The organism is Pseudomonas sp. 22515, assembly GCF_052044625.1.
Lineage (GTDB): Bacteria > Pseudomonadota > Gammaproteobacteria > Pseudomonadales > Pseudomonadaceae > Aquipseudomonas > Aquipseudomonas alloputida.
In genome coordinates, this window is record NZ_JBQENN010000001.1 from 254,456 (window position 1) to 272,317 (window position 17,862).

Genomic DNA, 17,862 nt, shown 5'->3' on the forward strand with positions numbered 1-17,862 from the left:
AGAGCGCCCAAGGAAAGCAATGAAAGTCCTATTTCTGGTGCAGAAGGAACAGCGGGCGATTCTTGACCGCCTGTACGATGGCGTCGCGGCCAACTGCGAGTGCGACCTGCGCTGGCTGACCAGCCAGGATCAGCGCAACCTGCGCCGTTACTTCAAGCGTGAGGTGCAGGTCGAGCGCTATGACCGGATCGTGTTCTTCCTGCGTTTCAAGCAGGAGATCCGCCAGGTGGCCTTCATCCGCACTGTGCCGAACCTGGTGATTCTCGAGCACGACGCCTACCAGAACTACATCCCGTGCAAGTACACCGGCAAGTTCAGCGCTCATTACCGTCAGTTGCCATGGGCACGGGTGATCAGCTCCGGCTACATGGTCAGCGAGCGCTTGCGCCAGGAAGGTTTCGATGCGGTGTTCGTGCCCAAGGGCTATGACGAGCAGTTGCTGGCCGACCAAGGGCGTGAGCGTGATATCGAACTGGCCTTTGTCGGCAGCGTCAACAGCGTGGCCTACAGCGGCCGCAAGGCACTGCTGGACGAGTTGGGGCAGGTCGAGAACCTGCTGGTAACCCGTACCAAGTCGGGCGAGGACTACTGCAACACGCTCAACCGTATTCGTTTCTTCGTCAGTGCCGATGTCGGCATGGGCGAATACATGATCAAGAACTTCGAAGCCATGGCCTGTGGCTGTGTGTTGCTGGCATACGACCAGGGCGAGGAAGAGAACCGTGCGCTGGGCCTGCAAGACATGCACAACGTGGTGTTCTATGACAACATCCCGACCCTTCAGGAAAAACTCCGTCGCTTGCGCGCCAACCCCGAGCTAGCACGGCAGATTGCAGAAAATGGCCGCCATCTGGCGGTTTCCCGTTTTAGTTTCGGCGCAGTTGGACGTAGCATCGTCGACCACATGCGCCCGGCGCTCAGGCCCCATCCGCCATTGTCTGCATGGCAGCGGCTGCGTCTGAAGCTGGGCATCTAAATAAGAGCTTTCACGCCCAGGAGCGGGTTGTTGAAGGCCGATAGTCGTAATGCGGAGGGAATCCGGTGCGCTTTTCAAATGAGAGTGACGTCACGCTTGTCGTGACCAGTTGTGGGCGGTTCGATCTGCTCAAAGACACCCTTGAGAGTTTCGATCGCTACAACACCGCGCCCATTCGCGAGGTATTCATCACCGAAGACTCTGGCGACGATGCTGTGCATGCCGCTGTGCCGGCGCACTGGAAGCCGCACTGCAAGGTGTTCGTGAACCGGCCCAAACTTGGCCAGTTGCCGTCTATCGACCTGGCCTACAGCCAGGTCAAGACGCCGTACATTTTTCACTGCGAAGACGACTGGCAATTCTATCGCCAAGGCTTTGTCGAAGACTCGCAGGCCATCCTGGATGTCAGCCCCAACCTCTTGCAGGTCTGGTTGCGCAGCCATGCCCACGACCTGGCCATCCACAGCCCGTACATTCATTTGGGCGATCGCCAGGTGATCGCCGGGGTGCCGTGTTATCCGCTGCTGTCCGACAAGGCCGAGTGGCAGGCGTTCTCGCTCAACCCTGGGCTGCGCCGATTGAGCGATTACCAGCGCTGTGCGCCATTTGCCGCCTATGCTGGAGAAAAGGCGCTTTCCCGTCGCTACGCTGAGTTAAATCTGACAGCGGTCACCTTGGAGGGTGACGCAGTATTGCACACTGGATTCGGCAATCACGTGACCTTGCCCATTGAAGTGGAGCGTAAGGCCAAGCGTCGTCAACGTGATCGGATGAAGCTGGCATTGACGCTGGTTGCGGGTGCCTTGATCGGCATGGGAATCACCATTTTTGTTCAATGAAGTCGCTGTCCCACCTGACTTGAGCGGGAGAGGGCCCATGAACATCGTCAATATGATGTGGGCGGGTGGAACGCCTTACATGTCCATCCACAAAGTGCACCGGCAGGTTTTGTCGAACGCGGGTGCCGATGCCCGGATCAGTAACTGGCTGCTGCTGGGGAGCGGGCTCTGCTGTGGGCTCGGCTCGACCCGGGAATGGCATATGCCCTCACGTGCGCTCAAAGGGCGGCACTTGTGGCGCTTGCTGCGTCCGTGGCTGCGCCTGCGCTTGCGCAAGGCTTTGGCCGAGGCCGGGGCAGAAGTGGTGCTGCTCGACGGTATTGGTGTCGCCCGGTTGGTGCTGCCGTTGTTGCAGCGCATCGCGCACGTGCGTGCAAAGGTACTGTTCCATGGCAAGACGCGTCTGCATGCCAGCGATATCCGCTTGTTGCAGATGTTTCCGTCCGAGCGTCTGAGTATCGCGGCGGTATCACAGACGTTGGCCGAGTCGCTGGAGCGTGACCTGGGCAGGCCGGTGCAGACGCTGCGCATGGCGCTCGATCCGCTTGCATTCGTCGAGCCTTTGCTGAGCCGGGACCAGGCCAGGCAGGCGCTGAAGTTGCCTCAGGGCGCCGAGGTGATGCTGGGTGCGGTAGGGCGACTGGTAGAGAGCAAAGGCTTCGAAATGCTGATCGAGGCATTCGCCAGAGCCAGTGCACGGCAACCCTGCTTGCAGCTGGCGATCATTGGCGAGGGGCCGCAGCATGCCGTGCTGCAGCAGCGTATCGACGCGTTGGGCCTGGCCGAGCGCGTTCATCTGCGCGGTCACCGCGAAGACCTGCAGCAGCTGTATCGGGCATTCGACTGGCTATTGGTACCTTCGCGTTCCGAAGGCCTGGGGCTTGTGGTGCAAGAGGCGGTGATGGCCGACGTACCGGTGGTGTGCAGCGACCTGGAGGTGTTCCGCGAGCAGTTGCGCGACACGGGTGGCTACCTGCCGGTTGCCGACGAAAGCGCCTGGGCTGAGGCGATCGAGCGCTGTGCGGTGCTCAGTGCATCGACGATCGCCGCGAAGCAGCGCCAGGCACTGGCACCGGAGCAGGCCTGGCAGGCGTTCTGCAGCGGCTCGCAGAGCCTGTTGCGCAGTTGACGCTCAGCGTGTCAGCAAGGCTGCCTCGAAGGCGGCAAGGGGGAACCGGTCGCCCAGGTTCTCCCGCTCGATATAGCGCACCATGTGCTGCACATTGCGTCGAATCATGCGGGCTGACAGTGGCGGGCGCAGAAAGCGCATGTCGGCCACGTCGATCAAGCCCAGACGCTGGTCGGGGGTGACCACCACGTTGCCCAAGTGCAGCGAGCGGAAATAAACGCCGCTGCGGTGCAACTGGCGGATCAGTTCGATCAGGCGTGGCAGGTAAGTGTCCCAGCTGAAGCCGTCATCGCGCGACATCTGCAGCAGCGTCCGCCCAGGTAGCGGGCGATACAGCACCGCAGTGCGGCCCGGCAGGTCGAGCTTGTGCTGGCTGATCACTTCGAGGGTAGGGATGCCCAGTTGCGTCAGGCGCGCGGCGTTATCGACGAAACGCTGCGAGTAGGGACGTAGCAGTGCAGATGAAATCAGCCGCTTCCTACGAAAAACCTTGAGGAAATTTCCATCTGTGAGCAGGTAGACTTTGGCGCCATGGCTGTCTGCCTCAAGCACCTGTGCGCCGAGTGTCAGCTGATCGAAGTCGACCTGGGTGAGCCGGGAGCATTGCATGAATAGAGCCTTGTCGTCTGGCGAGCAAAATGACCGGCAATAATGCCGAAAATAATGCTGTAGCACCATGGATGGTGTTTCTGATTCATCGGGGGAAAGGATGTTGTATCAAAAAAACTGGGCACAAGCATGGTTAGGTTTGGGCCTGGTCTGGTTCCTGGCGGCGATTGCCCTGGCACCCAGCAACAAGGTTTATCAGCAAGGTCTGGTGTTGTTCTTATGGCTGCCAACGCTGGTATTGGCCTGGTCGGCCCGAGGTGTGCTGGTGCAAGCCTGGAGGCGGCAACCGGCGCTGTGGGGGAGTGTGCTGCTGCTGTTGGCCTGGAGCGGCCTGAGCCTGGCATGGTCGCCCGCCGAGGAGCCCATGCGCGAGCTCAAGCGCTTGCTCTACATCCTGGTGTTCCTGCTGGCGTTTCCGCTGTTGGCCCAGCTTGGCCAAGCCCGCATTCGTCAGTTATTGCTGCTTGGCAGCGCGCTGCTGGCCATCGCTGCGTTAGTCTCCATCATCAAGTTCTATGGGGTGCAGCGTGCGCCTCTGCTGTTCAGGCTGGCGGGTATCGGCGAAATATCCCACCCCATCCTGGGGGCCTATGTCATTGGTTCGGCTGTGCTCTTGATGCTCTACGAGCCTCCTCGGCGGCGTGGCTTGCAGGTGTTGTGGCTGGCGGCACTGGCTTGCCTGGGGGCCTTCGCCATGCTCAGCCAGAGCCGTGGTGCGGTTCTGGCACTGGTGATTACCGTGGTGATGGCGCCGTTGTGGTTCCGTGACCGCCACAGCCGGGTGTTCTCTGTTCTGGCACTGCTTGCCACCGGCCTGGCCTTTTGGGCCGTGTACGACGTTATCGCCCAACGGGGCTCGTCCTACCGGCCGGAAATTTTCCATGCCGTGGTCCAGATGATAGCCGCGCACCCTTGGACTGGTCTTGGTCTGGGGGCTGCTTACGAAGTGAGCGCCGTCGGCATGCACTTCGATCACACCCACAACATGTTCACCCATGTTGCCGTTGAGATGGGCTTGCCCGGCATGTTGCTGTGGGTAATGGTGTGGCTGTTCACGCTGGGCGAAATCGTGCGCGCCCGTGGCACCCTGCTCGGCAAGGTCCTGCTGGGCTTCTGGGTCTATTCGACCCTGGCCATGCAGTTCGATGCCGCCAGCCTCACCGGTACGCCACGTGCCGAATGGTTCATCAGCTGGCTGCCGGTGGGCCTTGCCATGTTGCTGCCATGGGGGCGTGCCGAAAATGACGCCTGTGGTAAAATTGCCGGTTCAACCTGAACAGCGAGCTCGATAATGGCCGAAACACCGCGACCAGCGGAGCACACCTCCAGCCTGAAGATCTACTTCCGGCTGTTGAGCTATGTGAAACCCTATGTCGGCATTTTCCTGCTGAGCATTGTCGGTTTCGTGATCTTTGCCTCGACCCAGCCAATGCTGGCCGGCATTCTCAAGTACTTCGTCGATGGGCTGAGCAACCCCGAAGCGGTATTGTTCCCCAACGTCCCCTACCTGCGTGACCTGCAATTGCTGCAGGCGGTGCCGCTGCTGATCATCCTGATCGCTGCGTGGCAGGGCCTGGGCTCGTTCCTCGGCAACTACTTCCTGGCCAAGGTCTCTCTGAGCCTGGTGCATGACCTGCGGGTGGCGTTGTTCAACAAGCTGCTGGTGTTGCCCAACCGCTACTTCGACAACCACAACTCCGGGCACCTGATTTCGCGCATTACCTTCAATGTGACCATGGTCACCGGCGCCGCTACCGACGCCATCAAGGTGGTAATCCGCGAAGGCCTGACCGTGGTGTTCCTGTTTGCCTACCTGCTTTGGATGAACTGGCACCTGACCCTGGTGATGGTCGCCATCTTGCCGGTGATCGCGGTTATGGTCAGCATCGCCAGCAAGAAATTCCGCAAGCAGAGCAAGAAGATCCAGGTAGCCATGGGCGACGTCACCCACGTTGCCTCGGAAACCATCCAGGGTTACCGCGTGGTCCGTAGCTTCGGTGGCGAGGCCTACGAACAGCAGCGATTCGGCCAGGCCAGCCAGAGCAACACCGACAAGCAACTGCGCATGACCAAGACCGGGTCGCTGTACACGCCGATGCTTCAGCTGGTGATCTACAGCGCCATGGCTGCGCTGATGTTCCTGGTACTGTTCCTGCGCGGTGAGTCCACTGCCGGTGACCTGGTGGCTTATATCACTGCTGCCGGCCTGCTGCCCAAGCCGATTCGCCAGTTGTCGGAAGTCAGCTCGACCATCCAGAAGGGCCTGGCAGGTGCCGAGAGCATCTTCGAACAGCTGGACGAAGCGCCTGAAGTGGACACTGGTACGGTCGAGAAGGCGCGCGTGGAAGGGCGCCTGGAAGTGCGCAACCTGAGCTTCACTTACCCGGGTACCGAGCGTGAAGTGTTGAGCGACATCAGTTTTGTCGCCGAGCCCGGGCAGATGATCGCCCTGGTCGGCCGCTCCGGCAGTGGCAAGTCGACCCTGGCGGCCCTTATTCCACGCTTCTATCACCACGACAAGGGGCAGATCCTGCTCGATGGCGTGGAGATCGAGCACTATCGCCTGCGCAACCTGCGTCGCCATGTTTCGCAAGTCACCCAGCATGTCACCTTGTTCAACGACACCGTGGCCAACAACATCGCGTATGGCGATCTGGCCGGCGCGCCGCGCGCAGACATCGAAGCCGCCGCGGCCGATGCCTATGCCAAGGAGTTCGTCGACCGGCTGCCAAAGGGCTTCGATACCGAAGTGGGTGAGAACGGTGTACTGCTTTCCGGGGGCCAGCGCCAGCGCCTGGCAATTGCCCGTGCGCTGCTTAAAAACGCGCCGTTGCTGATCCTCGACGAAGCGACGTCGGCGTTGGATACAGAGTCCGAGCGGCATATCCAGGCCGCCCTGGACCACGTGATGCAAGGCCGTACCACGCTGGTGATTGCCCATCGCCTGTCGACCATCGAGAAGGCCGACCAGATCCTGGTCATGGACCAGGGCCGCCTGGTCGAGCGCGGTACTCACACCGAGCTACTTGCGGCTAATGGCCATTATGCCCGTCTGCATGCCATGGGGCTGGATGAGCCGGCCAAGGCCGATATCACCTGAACCCTCCTTGATCGGGGCCGTTATGGCCCCGATTGTCACGGGAATTTTCCAGGGATGATCTGGCCATAAAGCCATTGACTACCCTGTGCTAATATCCTGCCCCTGTTCATTATTTCCATATGGGTTGCCCATGAAGTTGTCCATGCCGCGTTTCGATCAAGCCCCGGTACTGGTGGTCGGCGATGTCATGCTCGACCGCTACTGGCATGGCGGTACTTCGCGTATTTCGCCTGAAGCGCCAGTCCCGGTGGTCAAGGTCGATCAAATCGAGGATCGCCCCGGCGGCGCGGCCAACGTTGCCTTGAACATTGCTGCGCTGGGCGCGCCGGCTTCGCTGATCGGCGTCACCGGCCAGGATGAGGCTGCCGACAGCCTGGCCAACAGCCTGCAGGCTGCCGGTGTCCGTTCGGTATTCCAGCGCATCGCGCACCAGCCGACTATCGTCAAGCTGCGGGTCATGAGCCGTCACCAGCAGCTGCTGCGTATCGATTTCGAAGAGCCGTTCGCCACCGACCCACTGTCGCTGGGCGCGGAGGTCGACAGCCTGCTCGAAGGCGTCAAGGTGCTGGTCCTGTCCGACTACGGCAAAGGTGCATTGAAGAACCACCAAAACCTGATCCAGGCGGCGCGGGCCAAGGGCATTCCGGTGCTGGCCGACCCCAAGGGCAAGGACTTTTCCATCTACCGTGGCGCCAGCCTGATTACCCCGAACCTCAGCGAGTTCGAGACCATCGTTGGCCGTTGCGTCGATGAGGCCGAACTGGTCGCCAAGGGCTTGCAGTTGCTGCAGGACCTGGACCTGGGCGCCCTGCTGGTCACCCGTGGCGAGCATGGCATGACCCTGCTGCGCGTTGGTCAGCCGGCGTTGCACCTGCCAGCGCGAGCACGCGAAGTGTTCGATGTGACCGGTGCCGGCGATACTGTCATTTCCACCCTTGCCGCAGCCATTGCCGCGGGTGAGGACCTGCCCCATGCGGTGGCCCTGGCCAATCTGGCAGCGGGCATTGTGGTCGGCAAGCTGGGTACGGCTGCCATCAGCGCCCCTGAGCTGCGCCGGGCCATCCAGCGTGAGGAAGGCTCCGAACGCGGCGTGCTGGGCCTTGAGCAACTGCTGCTGGCCATTGATGACGCGCGGGCGCACAACGAGAAGATCGTCTTTACCAATGGCTGCTTCGACATCCTGCATGCCGGGCATGTCACCTACCTGGAACAGGCGCGGGCCCAGGGTGATCGCCTGATCGTTGCGGTAAACGACGATGCTTCGGTCAGCCGCCTGAAAGGGCCGGGCCGGCCGATCAACAGCGTTGACCGGCGTATGGCCGTGCTGGCCGGTTTGGGCGCGGTGGACTGGGTGATCAGTTTCCCGGAAGGCACCCCGGAAAACCTGCTGAGCCAGGTCAAGCCGGATGTGTTGGTCAAGGGCGGAGACTATGGCATCGACCAAGTGGTTGGCGCTGATATCGTCAAGGGCTATGGCGGCACCGTGAAAGTGCTGGGGCTGGTCGAGAACAGCTCGACCACGGCGATTGTCGAGAAAATTCGCAAGAACTGATCTGACCTTGGGGCCGCTGCGGCGGCCCTCGGCTGGGGCGGGTTTACCCGCCCCAGCAAGCAGGCGAAAGCTCCCGGGATGTCACTTGTGCAGCGAGGTCCGCGCCCGCTCCAGCAGCGCTCGCGCCTTGTCGCCAAACCGTTGCAAGTGCGACGCCCTTGCGGGCTTGCTTTCCACCAACCCCTGCTGCTTCACCCAATCCTTCCAGCGTACCCGTTCATCTGCCACCACCCAGCCTTCCTGCCGGGCAAAACTTTCTGCCAGGTACAGCCCACGCGTACTCGCCGGCACCAGCTCATCCTTTTTCAGCGTGTACAGCTCTGCCAGTGGCTGGCCGTCCTTCAATGGCATCAGGTACAGGTCGGGGCGTTTGCGGTTGAGCCGCGCCACCAGCTGGTCGCCCTCCAGCCGCTCGTCAACGTGGAACAAGCTGAGTTTCTTGGCGTCCCGGGGCACTTGCAGGCGCATGTCATAGATCAGCTGTAGCGAAGCGGTGGGCAGGTGCACATAGGCCCGTGGTCGCTCCAGTAGCATCAGCTTGCCGCAATGCACCGGGCGTGCGGCACCGGACTCCGGAGCCAGCACGAAGTGGGGTGTTTCGCGGTAGTGCAGGGCGGCGGCGTAGGGGATGGGCAGCCAGGTGTCGTTGAAGCGCCCGCCCAGCCAACCTTCCGGGGTTTCCAGCAGGCACTCCTCGGCCACTTCCTGTACGGCCGTGTGCAGCGGCAGGTTCAGCTCCTGCGCCGGTACATAACCGGAAATCAGTTTCAGTACCACATCGCCACGGTCTTGTCGGCGCTGACGCACCAGTACCCAGTAATCGCGGTTCTGCCAATGCAGCGTGAGGCGCACTGACACGCCCAGGTTGGCCAGTTCGACCACGAAGTGTTGTGTGTCGGGTAACTGGATGGCCTTGCGCCGTTGCTGGGTCTGGGCAAAGTTCAGCGGCATGCCGATGCTTTGGTAGATCAAGCCTTCGGGCGTGGCCTCGACATGCAGTGGTAGTGTCTTGAAGTTGCTCGGGTTCTTGCGGATCAGCGTTCGCGCCACGAGGCTCCTCCTTGCGTCGGGTCAGTCTCCAGTCCCTGAGTCGGGAGCCTGAGGTAACTCAATGCTGGCCCAGGATACGGGCGACGGTGGCCACGTTATGGGCCAGGTGCAACGGGTTGATGGTGCCGACAATAGCACTGCTGACGCCCGGGTGGGCGAACAGCAGCTCGAAGCTGGCCTGCACCGGGTCGACGCCCGGGGCCAGGCAGATATGCCCGCTCGCCAAGGCCTTCTTTACCAGGATGGCCTTGCCGTGTTCGGCAGCGTAGTCCAGCACCGGGCGTTCTGCCTGTTCGTTGAGGTTGTAGGTGACCATGGCGCAGTCGCCTTGCTCCAGTGCCTTCAGGCCGCCGGCGACGGTCTTGCCGGACAGCCCGAAACCGAGGATCTTGCCCTCCTGCTTGAGTTCGGCCAGGGTCTGGTAGACCTCCTGCTGTTCGAGGATGGCCAGGTCGTTGCCGTCGGAATGCACCAGCACCAGTTCGATGCGGTCGGTTTCGAGCCGGCGCAGGCTGCGCTCCACCGAGCGGCGGGTATGGGCAGCGCTGAAGTCGAAATGCGACAGGCCTTCCTCGAACTCTTCACCGACCTTGCTGACGATTACCCATTCATCGCGTTGGCCGCGCAGCAGCGGGCCCAGGCGTTCTTCGCTACGGCCGTAGGCCGGGGCGGTGTCGATCAGGTTGATGCCAAGCTCGCGGGCCTGGGCCAGTAACAGGCGGGCTTCCTCATCGCCGGGGATCGTGAAGCCCGTGGGGTACTTCACGCCCTGATCGCGGCCCAGCTTGACCGTGCCGAGGCCCAGTGGAGAGACCGTGAGGCCGGTGCTGCCCAGCGGGCGATGGAATGCGTGCAGGGTTGGCAGGCTCATGGCAGCAACTGCTCCCAGGCCGGTACGCTCAGTGGAGGGCGTGGGAGGTCGGCCAGGTCGGCCTGTGCTTGTGGGCGAATGCCGTCGCGCTCCAGGTGGCTGATTACCCGGTCGCTGAAGTCCGGTGCCAGTGCCAGTTTGGTCGGCCAGCCCACCAGCAGGCGCTGCTGGTCGGCAAGGAAGGCGTTGTCCGGGCGTGCCAGGCCAGATTGTGCAGGCTCAGCGCGGTCGACGCGCAGTGTGGCCCAGCGCACCAGGCTCTGATCGACCCAGGGCAGCAGGTTGGCGATTTCCTTCTGCGCTGCAGCTATCTGCGCTGCAGGCTCGCGCGCCACGCCATCGGCTTCGGCCAGGTCCCCACCGAGGTACCAGACCCACTGGCCATCGGCTGCCGGATGGGTGGTCACCGTTACCCGCGGCTTGGGCCCGCCGCCGAGGCAGTGGGCGTACAAAGGTTTCAGGTTCGGGCCCTTGGCCATGACCATGTGTAGCGGGCGGGTTTGCATGGCCGGCTGATCCAGGCCCAGCGCCTGCAGCAAGCCTTCGGTGCCGGCTCCGGCACTCAATACGATGCGCTGGGCACGGATTTCCCGGTCGTCCACGCGCAGGCCAACCAACGCATTACCTTCACGCAAGGGTTCGATGCGTTCACCTGCCAGCAAGGACTCGCCGGCCAGCTCGGCCAGGTTGGCCAGCAAGCTCGGGACATCGATCACCAGTTCCGCCAGGCGATACACCTTGCCCTTGAACGCGCGGTCCTGCAGTGCCGGTGGCAACTGGTCACCCTTGACCTGGTCGACCCGGCCGCGCACGGCCTTGCTGGCGAAGAAGCTTGTGAGGTTGCCGGCCAAGGTGCCCGGCGACCACAGGTAGTGGGCATCGGAGAGCAGACGGGTACGCCCGAGGTCGAGTTCGCCGTTGCCGGCCAAGGCCTCGCGCCAGCGGCGCGGCATGTCGGCGATGGCTTCCGAGGCGCCGGTCAGGGCGCCGTGCAGGGCGTATTTGGTGCCGCCGTGGATGATGCCCTGCGACTTGATGGTCTGCTCGCCGCCAAGGCTGGCGCGCTCCACCAGCACTGTCGAGTAGCCCAGGCGGCGCAGGCGGGCATTGAGCCAGAGGCCTGCGACCCCGGCGCCGACGATCAGCACGTCAGTGGAAATGGCAGATGGCATGGCGGTACCTCGAAGACTGGGACAGCTGGCAAGTATACAGGCTATACCTGAGATGGCCCTATCGTCGGCGAGCCCCGCACACGGGCTCTCAATGCCCAGCGGTCTTTGAGAACAGCTGAATCACCACCACGCCACCCACGATCATGGCCATGCCAAGCATTGCCGGCATATCCAGCTTCTGCCCATAGATCACCAGCGCCGCCACACTGATCAGCACAATCCCCAGGCCCGACCAGATGGCGTAGGCAATCCCCACCGGAATGCTGCGGACTACCAGCGTCAGCATCCAGAACGCAATGCCATAGCCAACCACCATCAGCAGCAGTGGCAACGGCGTGCTCAGGCCTTTCACCGCTTTCATCGAGGCGGTGGCGATGACTTCGGCGCAGATGGCAATGGCGAGGTAGGTGTAGGCATTCATGGCGGGATCCTCCGTTACTGAGCGGGCATTCTAGACCTTGCCTGGATGGGGTAAAGTCATTACCTATCAATGTGGGAGATAGGTTGATGGCCGAGCAGTGGAACCTTGAACAATTGCGTACCTTTTTGCGCGTTGCAGAACTGCGCTCGTTCTCCGCGGTGGCACGTGAGCAGCACAAAGCCCAGTCTGCGATCAGCAGTGCCATCGCGCTGCTCGAAACCGACCTAGGGGTCACCCTGTTCGAGCGCAGCAGCGGCCGGCAACCGAAATTGACTGAAAACGGCAGCGCCTTGCTGGAAGACGCCCGCGAATTGTTACGCCAGTGCGAACGCCTGGATGGCCGCGCCCTGGCCCTGATGCGCGGGCAGGAGGCCTTGCTGCGGGTCGCGCAGGACGAAGCCATGCCGTATCAGCCGGTGATCGACAGCCTCGACGAACTGGCGAGCCGCTACCCGTTCCTGGAGGTGCAACTGGCCAGCGGAGCCCAGGGCGATGTGGCGCGCAAGCTGGTGGAGCGGCGCGCCGATCTGGGCCTGTTCTTCCTCCACGAAAGCATCCCGGCTTCCTTGGAACGCCGTGCCTTGGGCAGCGTGGAGATGGTCACGGTGTGCGCGGTCGGCCACCCGCTGGCGGGCGAAGGCCGGGTCACCCGCCAACAATTGGCCCGCCACCGGCAGTTGCTGATCACGCCACAACAAAGCGGTTACCCTGGCGGCGAGGCGATCAGCCCGCAGGTATGGCGTGCCGACAGCTTTTACGCCATGGCCGAACTGCTGATGCGCGGCCTGGGCTGGGCCTGGTTACCCCGGCATGTGGTGCAGTACCCGACCTACCAGGCGCACATGGTCGAACTGGACAGCGACTGGCGGCCGCCGGCCCTCGTGGCAGAGCTGGCCTGGCGCCGCGATGAACCTCTGGGCCCGGCCGCGCAGTGGCTGGCCGAGCGCTTTGCAGTGCACCTTCGCGCGATCGGGTAGACTTAGCCGCCATGAACAGAACTCTCTATACCTTGCTGTTTCACCTGGGCCTGCCGCTGGTTGCGCTGCGCCTGTACCTGCGCGCGCGCAAGGCGCCGGCCTATGGCCAGCGCATCGGCGAGCGCTTTGCTTTCAAGCTGCCGGCCATGCGCCAGGGTGGTATCTGGGTACATGCGGTATCGGTGGGCGAGAGCATTGCTGCCGCACCCATGGTGCGTGCCTTGCTCAAGGCTTACCCGGAGCTGCCGATCACACTGACCTGCATGACCCCTACCGGCTCTGAACGCATTCGCGCCCTGTTCGCCAACGAACCACGCGTGCAGCATTGCTACCTGCCCTACGACCTGCCTTGGGCGGCGGGGCGTTTTCTCGATCATGTGCAGCCTAAGCTGGGCATCATCATGGAAACCGAGCTTTGGCCCAACCACATTCACCAGTGTGCCAGGCGCGGCATTCCGGTGGCGCTGGCCAATGCGCGCTTGTCTGAGCGCTCGGCCCGTGGCTATGGGCGCTTTGCCAGGCTGACCCGGCCGATGCTGGCCGAGATGAGCCTGATTGCCGTGCAGACCGAAACCGAGGCCCAGCGCTTCCGTGACCTGGGTGCACGCCCTGAGCGTGTGCAAGTCACCGGTTCGATCAAGTTCGACCTGACGATCGACGAACAGCTGCTGCCGCGCGCCAGGGCATTGCGTGAACAGTGGGGGGGAGGCCAGCGCCCTGTGTGGATCGCCGCCAGCACCCACGACGGTGAAGATGCCTTGATCCTGCAGGCGCATCGGCAGTTGTTGCAGGTGCATGGCGATGCCTTGCTGATCCTGGTGCCGCGCCATCCCGAGCGCTTCAATGCAGTGCATGCGTTGTGCAGCGAGCAGTTCACCACCGTGCGCCGCTCTGCCGGCACGCTGGTCGATGCGCAAACGCGGGTATTGCTGGGCGACACCATGGGCGAACTGCTGTTCCTGTATGCCCTGGCCGACATTGCCTTCGTCGGTGGCAGCCTGGTGCCGACCGGTGGGCACAATCCGTTGGAGCCTGCGGCGCTGGCCTTGCCGGTGCTCATGGGGCCGCATGTGTTCAACTTCCTCGAAATCAGCGCGATGCTGCGCGAGGCGGGTGCGTTGCAGCAGGTGGATGATGCTGACGGGCTGGCCGGTGCGGTGCGCCGTCTGGTGGAACTGCCGCAGGACGCCCAGCGCATGGGCGAGGCGGGCAGGGCGGTGATGCGGGCCAATCAGGGGGCTTTGCAGCGATTGCTCGAGGGGCTGGGGGCGCTTATCCGCTGATTTTTGCATTGGCGCCTTCGCGGGNATGGCTCGAGGGCTGCGCTATCCCTGTGGGAGCGGGCGAGCCCGCGAATGGTCCAGCCCCTACCTCAAGGCCTGCGCTCGAAGTTCTTGGCCGCTGCTGCCGCCAGGTCCGGCGGCAGGAAGTCCTTGTCCGGGTTGTAGTCAGGTTTCAGGTAGCGCTTCAGGTCCTGCAGGTCTTGCGGGCTCAGGGTGCCGGCTGCCTGCTTCAGGCTCAGGTTGTCGAGGATGTAGTCGTAACGGCTATTGTTGTAGTCGCGCACCGAGGTGTACAGCTGGCGCTGGGCATCAAGCACGTCGACGATGTTGCGGGTACCGACCTGGTAGCCGATTTCGGTGGCTTCCAGCGCGCTCTGGTTGGAAATGATCGACTGCTTGCGCGCCTGTACCTGTTCCACATCGGTGTTCACTGCGCGGTGCAGGTTGCGGGTGTTCTCCACGACCTGGCGGCGCAGGCTTTCACGCTGTTGCTCGCTCTGGCTCAGGCGCTGGTAAGCCTCGCGTACCTGCGAGCTGGTCAGGCCGCCGCTGTAGATCGGTATGTTCAGTTGCAGGCCAACGCTGGTCTGCTCGACGTCGCCGCTGTAGCGCACCCCCAGTTGCGATGGGTTGGTGAAGCCAAGGCTGTCGTTGTCACCCTTCTGGTACTTGGCCACGGCGTCCAGGGTCGGTGCATGCCCGGCCTTGCGCTGACGCAGGGTCTCTTCTGCGGCAGAAACCGCGTAGTTGGTGGCCAGCAGGTTGAGGTTCTGGCGCCCGGCGGTTTCGACCCAGGCTTTGGCATCGTTGGGCGTTGGCACTTGTACCGGCAGGCTATGCACCACGCCCTGGATAGCGGTGTACTCACGGTTGGTCAGGGTTACCAGGGCCTCGAAGGCATCCTGCACCTGGCGTTCGGCGATGATCCGGTTGGCCCGTGCAGTGTCATAACTGGCTTGGGATTGCAGCACGTCGGTCTTGTCCGAAAGGCCCACGTCGAAACGCTCGTTGGACTGATCCAGCTGGCGCTTGAAGGCCGCTTCTTCTGCCTTGGTGGCGGCCAGGTTGTCCTGGGCGCGGAGGACGGCGAAGTAGTTTTGCGCGGTTTGCAGGATCAGGTTTTGCTCGGTCGCCGACAGCTCCAGTGCTGCCTGTTCGTTGACTGCTTCGGCGGCTTGCAACTGGAACCAGCGATCAGCGCGGAAGATGGGCTGAGCCAGGGTCGCGCTCCAGGCGTTGCCGCTGCGATTGGACGTCATGGACGGCTCGTCCAGCTTGGTGCGGGTGTTCATCATCTCGGCACCGGCCGACAGGTTTGGCAGCAACCCGGCGCGGGCCTGCGGCACCACTTCGCGGCGCGCCCCGTAATCGGCGCGGGCTGCAGCCAGGTCGGCGTTGTTGTCCACTGCTTCCTGGTAGACGCTGACCAGATCGGTTTTGACTGTCGAAGGCACGTCCGCTGCCCAGACCACTCCGTTGGACGCACAAGACACGGCTATCGCCAGTGAGAGTTTGCGCAGCATAGAGGCAATCCTTGTACGAAATTTAATTACTGAACTGTTGAGTATCGAGCGATGGGCCAGTGTAGTGCCATGCGCACCCGGCAACAATCGCTCGGTGTGCCTTTCATCATCCGCGCATTTACCTGCTTGGCTTTGCTGACCACTCCAGTCTAGACTGCGCATGTTCTTGTCGGGGTGCCTTGAAGCAAAGGCTGAGATCGCAGAGGTGCGGATCCCGTTGAACCTGATCAGGTTAGCGCCTGCGTAGGGAACAAGATTGCTCGCCTTCCCGGGGAGCCTCTTGTGCCAGGTCCGGGATTGTCACAGCTGCATACAGCTTCAGGCACCCCCATGTCCGGCACTGCACCCAAAGAGGGTGCGTCCGCGCGTTTCAGGTTCACCCCGACATTCCACTGCTAGGAAGCCGTCAGGAGAGCCTGTGATGACCAAACAAGAAAAAGCGATCAACCTCAGCGAATCGGCACAAGTCGATCAGCAGTCCGTGCAACCTTTTCCGCGTTCGCGCAAGGTGTATGTCGAAGGCTCGCGCCCGGACATCCGTGTCCCCATGCGTGAAATCAGCCTGGATGACACCCCGACCGATTTCGGCGGCGAGTCCAACGCCCCGGTGCTGGTGTATGACACGTCTGGCCCGTACACCGACCCCGACGTGATCATCGACGTGCGCAAAGGCCTGGCCGATGTGCGTTCGGCGTGGATCGAAGCCCGCGGTGACACCGAGCGCCTGGAAGGCCTGAGCTCCGACTTCGGTCAGCAGCGCCTGAACGATGCAGAGCTGGCCAAGCTGCGTTTCGCCCATGTGCGCAACCCGCGTCGTGCCAAGGCCGGCGCCAACGTCTCGCAGATGCACTATGCCCGTCAGGGCATCATCACCGCCGAAATGGAATACGTGGCCATCCGCGAAAACATGAAGCTGCAGGAGGCCCGCGCCGCCGGCCTGCTGAATGAGCAACATGCCGGCCACAGCTTCGGTGCCAACATCCCGAAAGAAATCACCCCTGAATTCGTTCGCCAGGAAATCGCCCGTGGCCGCGCGATCATTCCGGCCAACATCAACCACCCGGAAGTAGAGCCGATGATCATCGGCCGCAATTTCCTGGTGAAGATCAACGGCAACATCGGCAACAGCGCCCTGGGTTCCTCGATCGAGGAAGAGGTGGCCAAGCTGACCTGGGGCATCCGCTGGGGCTCGGACACGGTCATGGACTTGTCCACCGGCAAGCACATCCACGAAACCCGCGAGTGGATCATTCGCAACTCGCCGGTGCCGATCGGTACCGTGCCGATCTACCAGGCCCTGGAAAAGGTCAACGGCGTGGCAGAGGACCTGACCTGGGAACTGTTCCGCGACACCCTGATCGAGCAGGCCGAACAGGGTGTGGACTACTTCACCATTCACGCCGGTGTGCTGCTGCGCTATGTGCCCCTGACCGCCAAGCGGGTCACCGGCATCGTCAGCCGCGGTGGCTCGATCATGGCCAAGTGGTGCCTGGCGCACCACAAGGAAAACTTCCTGTACACCCACTTCGACGAAATCTGCGAAATCATGAAGGCCTACGACGTCAGCTTCTCGCTGGGCGACGGCCTGCGCCCTGGCTCGATTGCCGACGCCAACGACGCCGCGCAATTCGGTGAGCTGGAAACCCTCGGCGAGCTGACCAAAATTGCCTGGAAGCACGACGTGCAATGCATGATCGAAGGCCCCGGCCACGTGCCGATGCAGTTGATCAAAGAGAACATGGACAAGCAGCTGGAGTGCTGCGACGAGGCGCCGTTCTACACCCTCGGCCCACTGACCACCGACATCGCGCCGGGTTACGACCACATCACCTCGGGCATTGGTGCGGCGATGATCGGCTGGTTCGGTTGCGCCATGCTCTGCTACGTCACGCCGAAGGAGCACTTGGGCCTGCCGAACAAGGACGACGTCAAGACCGGCATCATCACCTACAAGATCGCCGCGCATGCCGCCGACCTTGCCAAGGGCCACCCGGGTGCACAGATTCGCGACAACGCCTTGTCCAAGGCGCGTTTCGAGTTCCGTTGGGAAGACCAGTTCAACCTGGGCCTCGACCCGGACACTGCCCGCGCTTTCCACGACGAGACCCTGCCGAAGGAATCGGCCAAGGTCGCGCACTTCTGCTCGATGTGCGGGCCGAAGTTCTGCTCGATGAAGATCACCCAGGAAGTGCGTGAGTACGCAGCCAAGATCGAGGCCGTGGATGTGACGGTCGAGCAAGGCATGCGTGAGCAGGCCGAGCGGTTCCGCCAGGAAGGCAGCCAGCTGTACCACAAAGTCTAAGCACGCTGGGGCCGCTTTGCGGCCCTTTNNCCTTGCGTCGCGATACGAGGACGAAGTC

The 17,862-nt window shown here is 62.6% G+C and carries 15 protein-coding genes and 1 riboswitch; of the genes, 9 read left to right on the forward strand and 6 right to left on the reverse strand.

Annotated elements, in window-relative coordinates; genetic code table 11:
- The first annotated feature begins 19 nt into the window (after window positions 1-19).
- The 3 genes from ACTJJN_RS01080 (at window position 20) to ACTJJN_RS01090 (ending at window position 2,944) form a co-directional block, all read left to right on the forward strand.
- On the forward strand, window positions 20-976 hold the full coding sequence (locus ACTJJN_RS01080; RefSeq protein ID WP_003249439.1) for a glycosyltransferase family protein: 957 nt from the start codon (window positions 20-22) through the stop codon (window positions 974-976).
- A 65-nt stretch (window positions 977-1,041) separates the two neighbouring features.
- Complete coding sequence (locus tag ACTJJN_RS01085) at window positions 1,042-1,815, forward strand: glycosyltransferase family 2 protein (RefSeq protein ID WP_012053878.1); 774 nt, start codon at window positions 1,042-1,044, stop codon at window positions 1,813-1,815.
- A gap of 37 nt (window positions 1,816-1,852) precedes the next feature.
- On the forward strand, window positions 1,853-2,944 hold the full coding sequence (locus ACTJJN_RS01090; protein WP_221099820.1) for a glycosyltransferase: 1,092 nt from the start codon (window positions 1,853-1,855) through the stop codon (window positions 2,942-2,944).
- A gap of 3 nt (window positions 2,945-2,947) precedes the next feature.
- Here the strand turns inward: ACTJJN_RS01090 and ACTJJN_RS01095 are convergent, their stop codons facing one another.
- Window positions 2,948-3,553, reverse strand: coding sequence for a toluene tolerance protein (locus ACTJJN_RS01095; RefSeq protein WP_076402325.1), 606 nt, complete (start codon window positions 3,551-3,553; stop codon window positions 2,948-2,950).
- 100 nt (window positions 3,554-3,653) lie between these two features.
- Here ACTJJN_RS01095 and ACTJJN_RS01100 point away from each other — a divergent pair, with 100 nt between their 5' ends.
- From ACTJJN_RS01100 to hldE, 3 genes are all read left to right on the forward strand, one after another.
- Complete coding sequence (locus ACTJJN_RS01100; RefSeq protein WP_014859636.1) at window positions 3,654-4,829, forward strand: O-antigen ligase family protein; 1,176 nt, start codon at window positions 3,654-3,656, stop codon at window positions 4,827-4,829.
- Between the two features lie 15 nt (window positions 4,830-4,844).
- Window positions 4,845-6,653, forward strand: a complete 1,809-nt coding sequence (gene msbA, locus ACTJJN_RS01105; protein WP_012053874.1) for a lipid A export permease/ATP-binding protein MsbA — start codon at window positions 4,845-4,847, stop codon at window positions 6,651-6,653.
- A gap of 130 nt (window positions 6,654-6,783) precedes the next feature.
- Window positions 6,784-8,205 carry a bifunctional D-glycero-beta-D-manno-heptose-7-phosphate kinase/D-glycero-beta-D-manno-heptose 1-phosphate adenylyltransferase HldE gene (hldE, locus tag ACTJJN_RS01110; protein WP_003249449.1) on the forward strand — a complete coding sequence of 474 codons (1,422 nt, stop codon included), beginning with the start codon at window positions 6,784-6,786 and terminating at the stop codon, window positions 8,203-8,205.
- A gap of 81 nt (window positions 8,206-8,286) precedes the next feature.
- Here the strand turns inward: hldE and ACTJJN_RS01115 are convergent, their stop codons facing one another.
- The 4 genes from ACTJJN_RS01115 to ACTJJN_RS01130 form a co-directional block, all read right to left on the reverse strand.
- The gene (locus ACTJJN_RS01115; RefSeq protein WP_012053873.1) at window positions 8,287-9,255 is read right to left on the reverse strand and encodes a hypothetical protein; all 969 of its coding nucleotides are present in this window, start codon (window positions 9,253-9,255) and stop codon (window positions 8,287-8,289) included.
- Window positions 9,256-9,313: 58 nt separating this feature from the next.
- Window positions 9,314-10,126: an aldo/keto reductase gene (locus tag ACTJJN_RS01120; protein WP_003249454.1), complete on the reverse strand. Its 813-nt coding sequence runs from the start codon at window positions 10,124-10,126 to the stop codon at window positions 9,314-9,316.
- Window positions 10,123-11,298, reverse strand: a complete 1,176-nt coding sequence (locus ACTJJN_RS01125; RefSeq protein WP_003249456.1) for an NAD(P)/FAD-dependent oxidoreductase — start codon at window positions 11,296-11,298, stop codon at window positions 10,123-10,125. The genes ACTJJN_RS01120 and ACTJJN_RS01125 overlap by 4 nt, the downstream gene beginning before the upstream one ends.
- Window positions 11,299-11,386: 88 nt before the next feature.
- A complete protein-coding gene (locus tag ACTJJN_RS01130) occupies window positions 11,387-11,719 on the reverse strand; it encodes a DMT family transporter (protein WP_004577390.1) in 333 nt (110 codons plus the stop codon).
- Between the two features lie 86 nt (window positions 11,720-11,805).
- Here ACTJJN_RS01130 and ACTJJN_RS01135 point away from each other — a divergent pair, with 86 nt between their 5' ends.
- On the forward strand, window positions 11,806-12,696 hold the full coding sequence (locus ACTJJN_RS01135; protein WP_003249460.1) for a LysR family transcriptional regulator: 891 nt from the start codon (window positions 11,806-11,808) through the stop codon (window positions 12,694-12,696).
- An 11-nt stretch (window positions 12,697-12,707) separates the two neighbouring features.
- Complete coding sequence (gene waaA / locus ACTJJN_RS01140) at window positions 12,708-13,979, forward strand: lipid IV(A) 3-deoxy-D-manno-octulosonic acid transferase (RefSeq protein ID WP_012053870.1); 1,272 nt, start codon at window positions 12,708-12,710, stop codon at window positions 13,977-13,979.
- 89 nt (window positions 13,980-14,068) lie between these two features.
- Here the strand turns inward: waaA and ACTJJN_RS01145 are convergent, their stop codons facing one another.
- Complete coding sequence (locus ACTJJN_RS01145; protein ID WP_012053869.1) at window positions 14,069-15,502, reverse strand: TolC family outer membrane protein; 1,434 nt, start codon at window positions 15,500-15,502, stop codon at window positions 14,069-14,071.
- A gap of 160 nt (window positions 15,503-15,662) precedes the next feature.
- Window positions 15,663-15,769, forward strand: a riboswitch (TPP riboswitch).
- Between the two features lie 154 nt (window positions 15,770-15,923).
- Here ACTJJN_RS01145 and thiC point away from each other — a divergent pair.
- Complete coding sequence (gene thiC, locus ACTJJN_RS01150) at window positions 15,924-17,804, forward strand: phosphomethylpyrimidine synthase ThiC (protein ID WP_003249473.1); 1,881 nt, start codon at window positions 15,924-15,926, stop codon at window positions 17,802-17,804.
- The last annotated feature ends 58 nt before the right edge of the window (window positions 17,805-17,862 follow it).

Bases quoted from the DNA above. Each gene is read 5' to 3' on its own strand.
- ACTJJN_RS01100 (WP_014859636.1), top strand. From the start codon at position 3,654: ATGTTGTATCAAAAAAACTGGGCACAAGCATGGTTAGGTTTGGGCCTG.
- hldE (WP_003249449.1), top strand. From the start codon at position 6,784: ATGAAGTTGTCCATGCCGCGTTTCGATCAAGCCCCGGTACTGGTGGTC.
- waaA (WP_012053870.1), top strand. From the start codon at position 12,708: ATGAACAGAACTCTCTATACCTTGCTGTTTCACCTGGGCCTGCCGCTG.
- ACTJJN_RS01130 (WP_004577390.1), bottom strand. From the start codon at position 11,719: ATGAATGCCTACACCTACCTCGCCATTGCCATCTGCGCCGAAGTCATC.
- ACTJJN_RS01125 (WP_003249456.1), bottom strand. From the start codon at position 11,298: ATGCCATCTGCCATTTCCACTGACGTGCTGATCGTCGGCGCCGGGGTC.
- ACTJJN_RS01120 (WP_003249454.1), bottom strand. From the start codon at position 10,126: ATGAGCCTGCCAACCCTGCACGCATTCCATCGCCCGCTGGGCAGCACC.
- ACTJJN_RS01090 (WP_221099820.1), top strand. From the start codon at position 1,853: ATGAACATCGTCAATATGATGTGGGCGGGTGGAACGCCTTACATGTCC.
- ACTJJN_RS01080 (WP_003249439.1), top strand. From the start codon at position 20: ATGAAAGTCCTATTTCTGGTGCAGAAGGAACAGCGGGCGATTCTTGAC.
- ACTJJN_RS01135 (WP_003249460.1), top strand. From the start codon at position 11,806: ATGGCCGAGCAGTGGAACCTTGAACAATTGCGTACCTTTTTGCGCGTT.
- ACTJJN_RS01095 (WP_076402325.1), bottom strand. From the start codon at position 3,553: ATGCAATGCTCCCGGCTCACCCAGGTCGACTTCGATCAGCTGACACTC.
- ACTJJN_RS01145 (WP_012053869.1), bottom strand. From the start codon at position 15,502: ATGCTGCGCAAACTCTCACTGGCGATAGCCGTGTCTTGTGCGTCCAAC.
- thiC (WP_003249473.1), top strand. From the start codon at position 15,924: ATGACCAAACAAGAAAAAGCGATCAACCTCAGCGAATCGGCACAAGTC.
- msbA (WP_012053874.1), top strand. From the start codon at position 4,845: ATGGCCGAAACACCGCGACCAGCGGAGCACACCTCCAGCCTGAAGATC.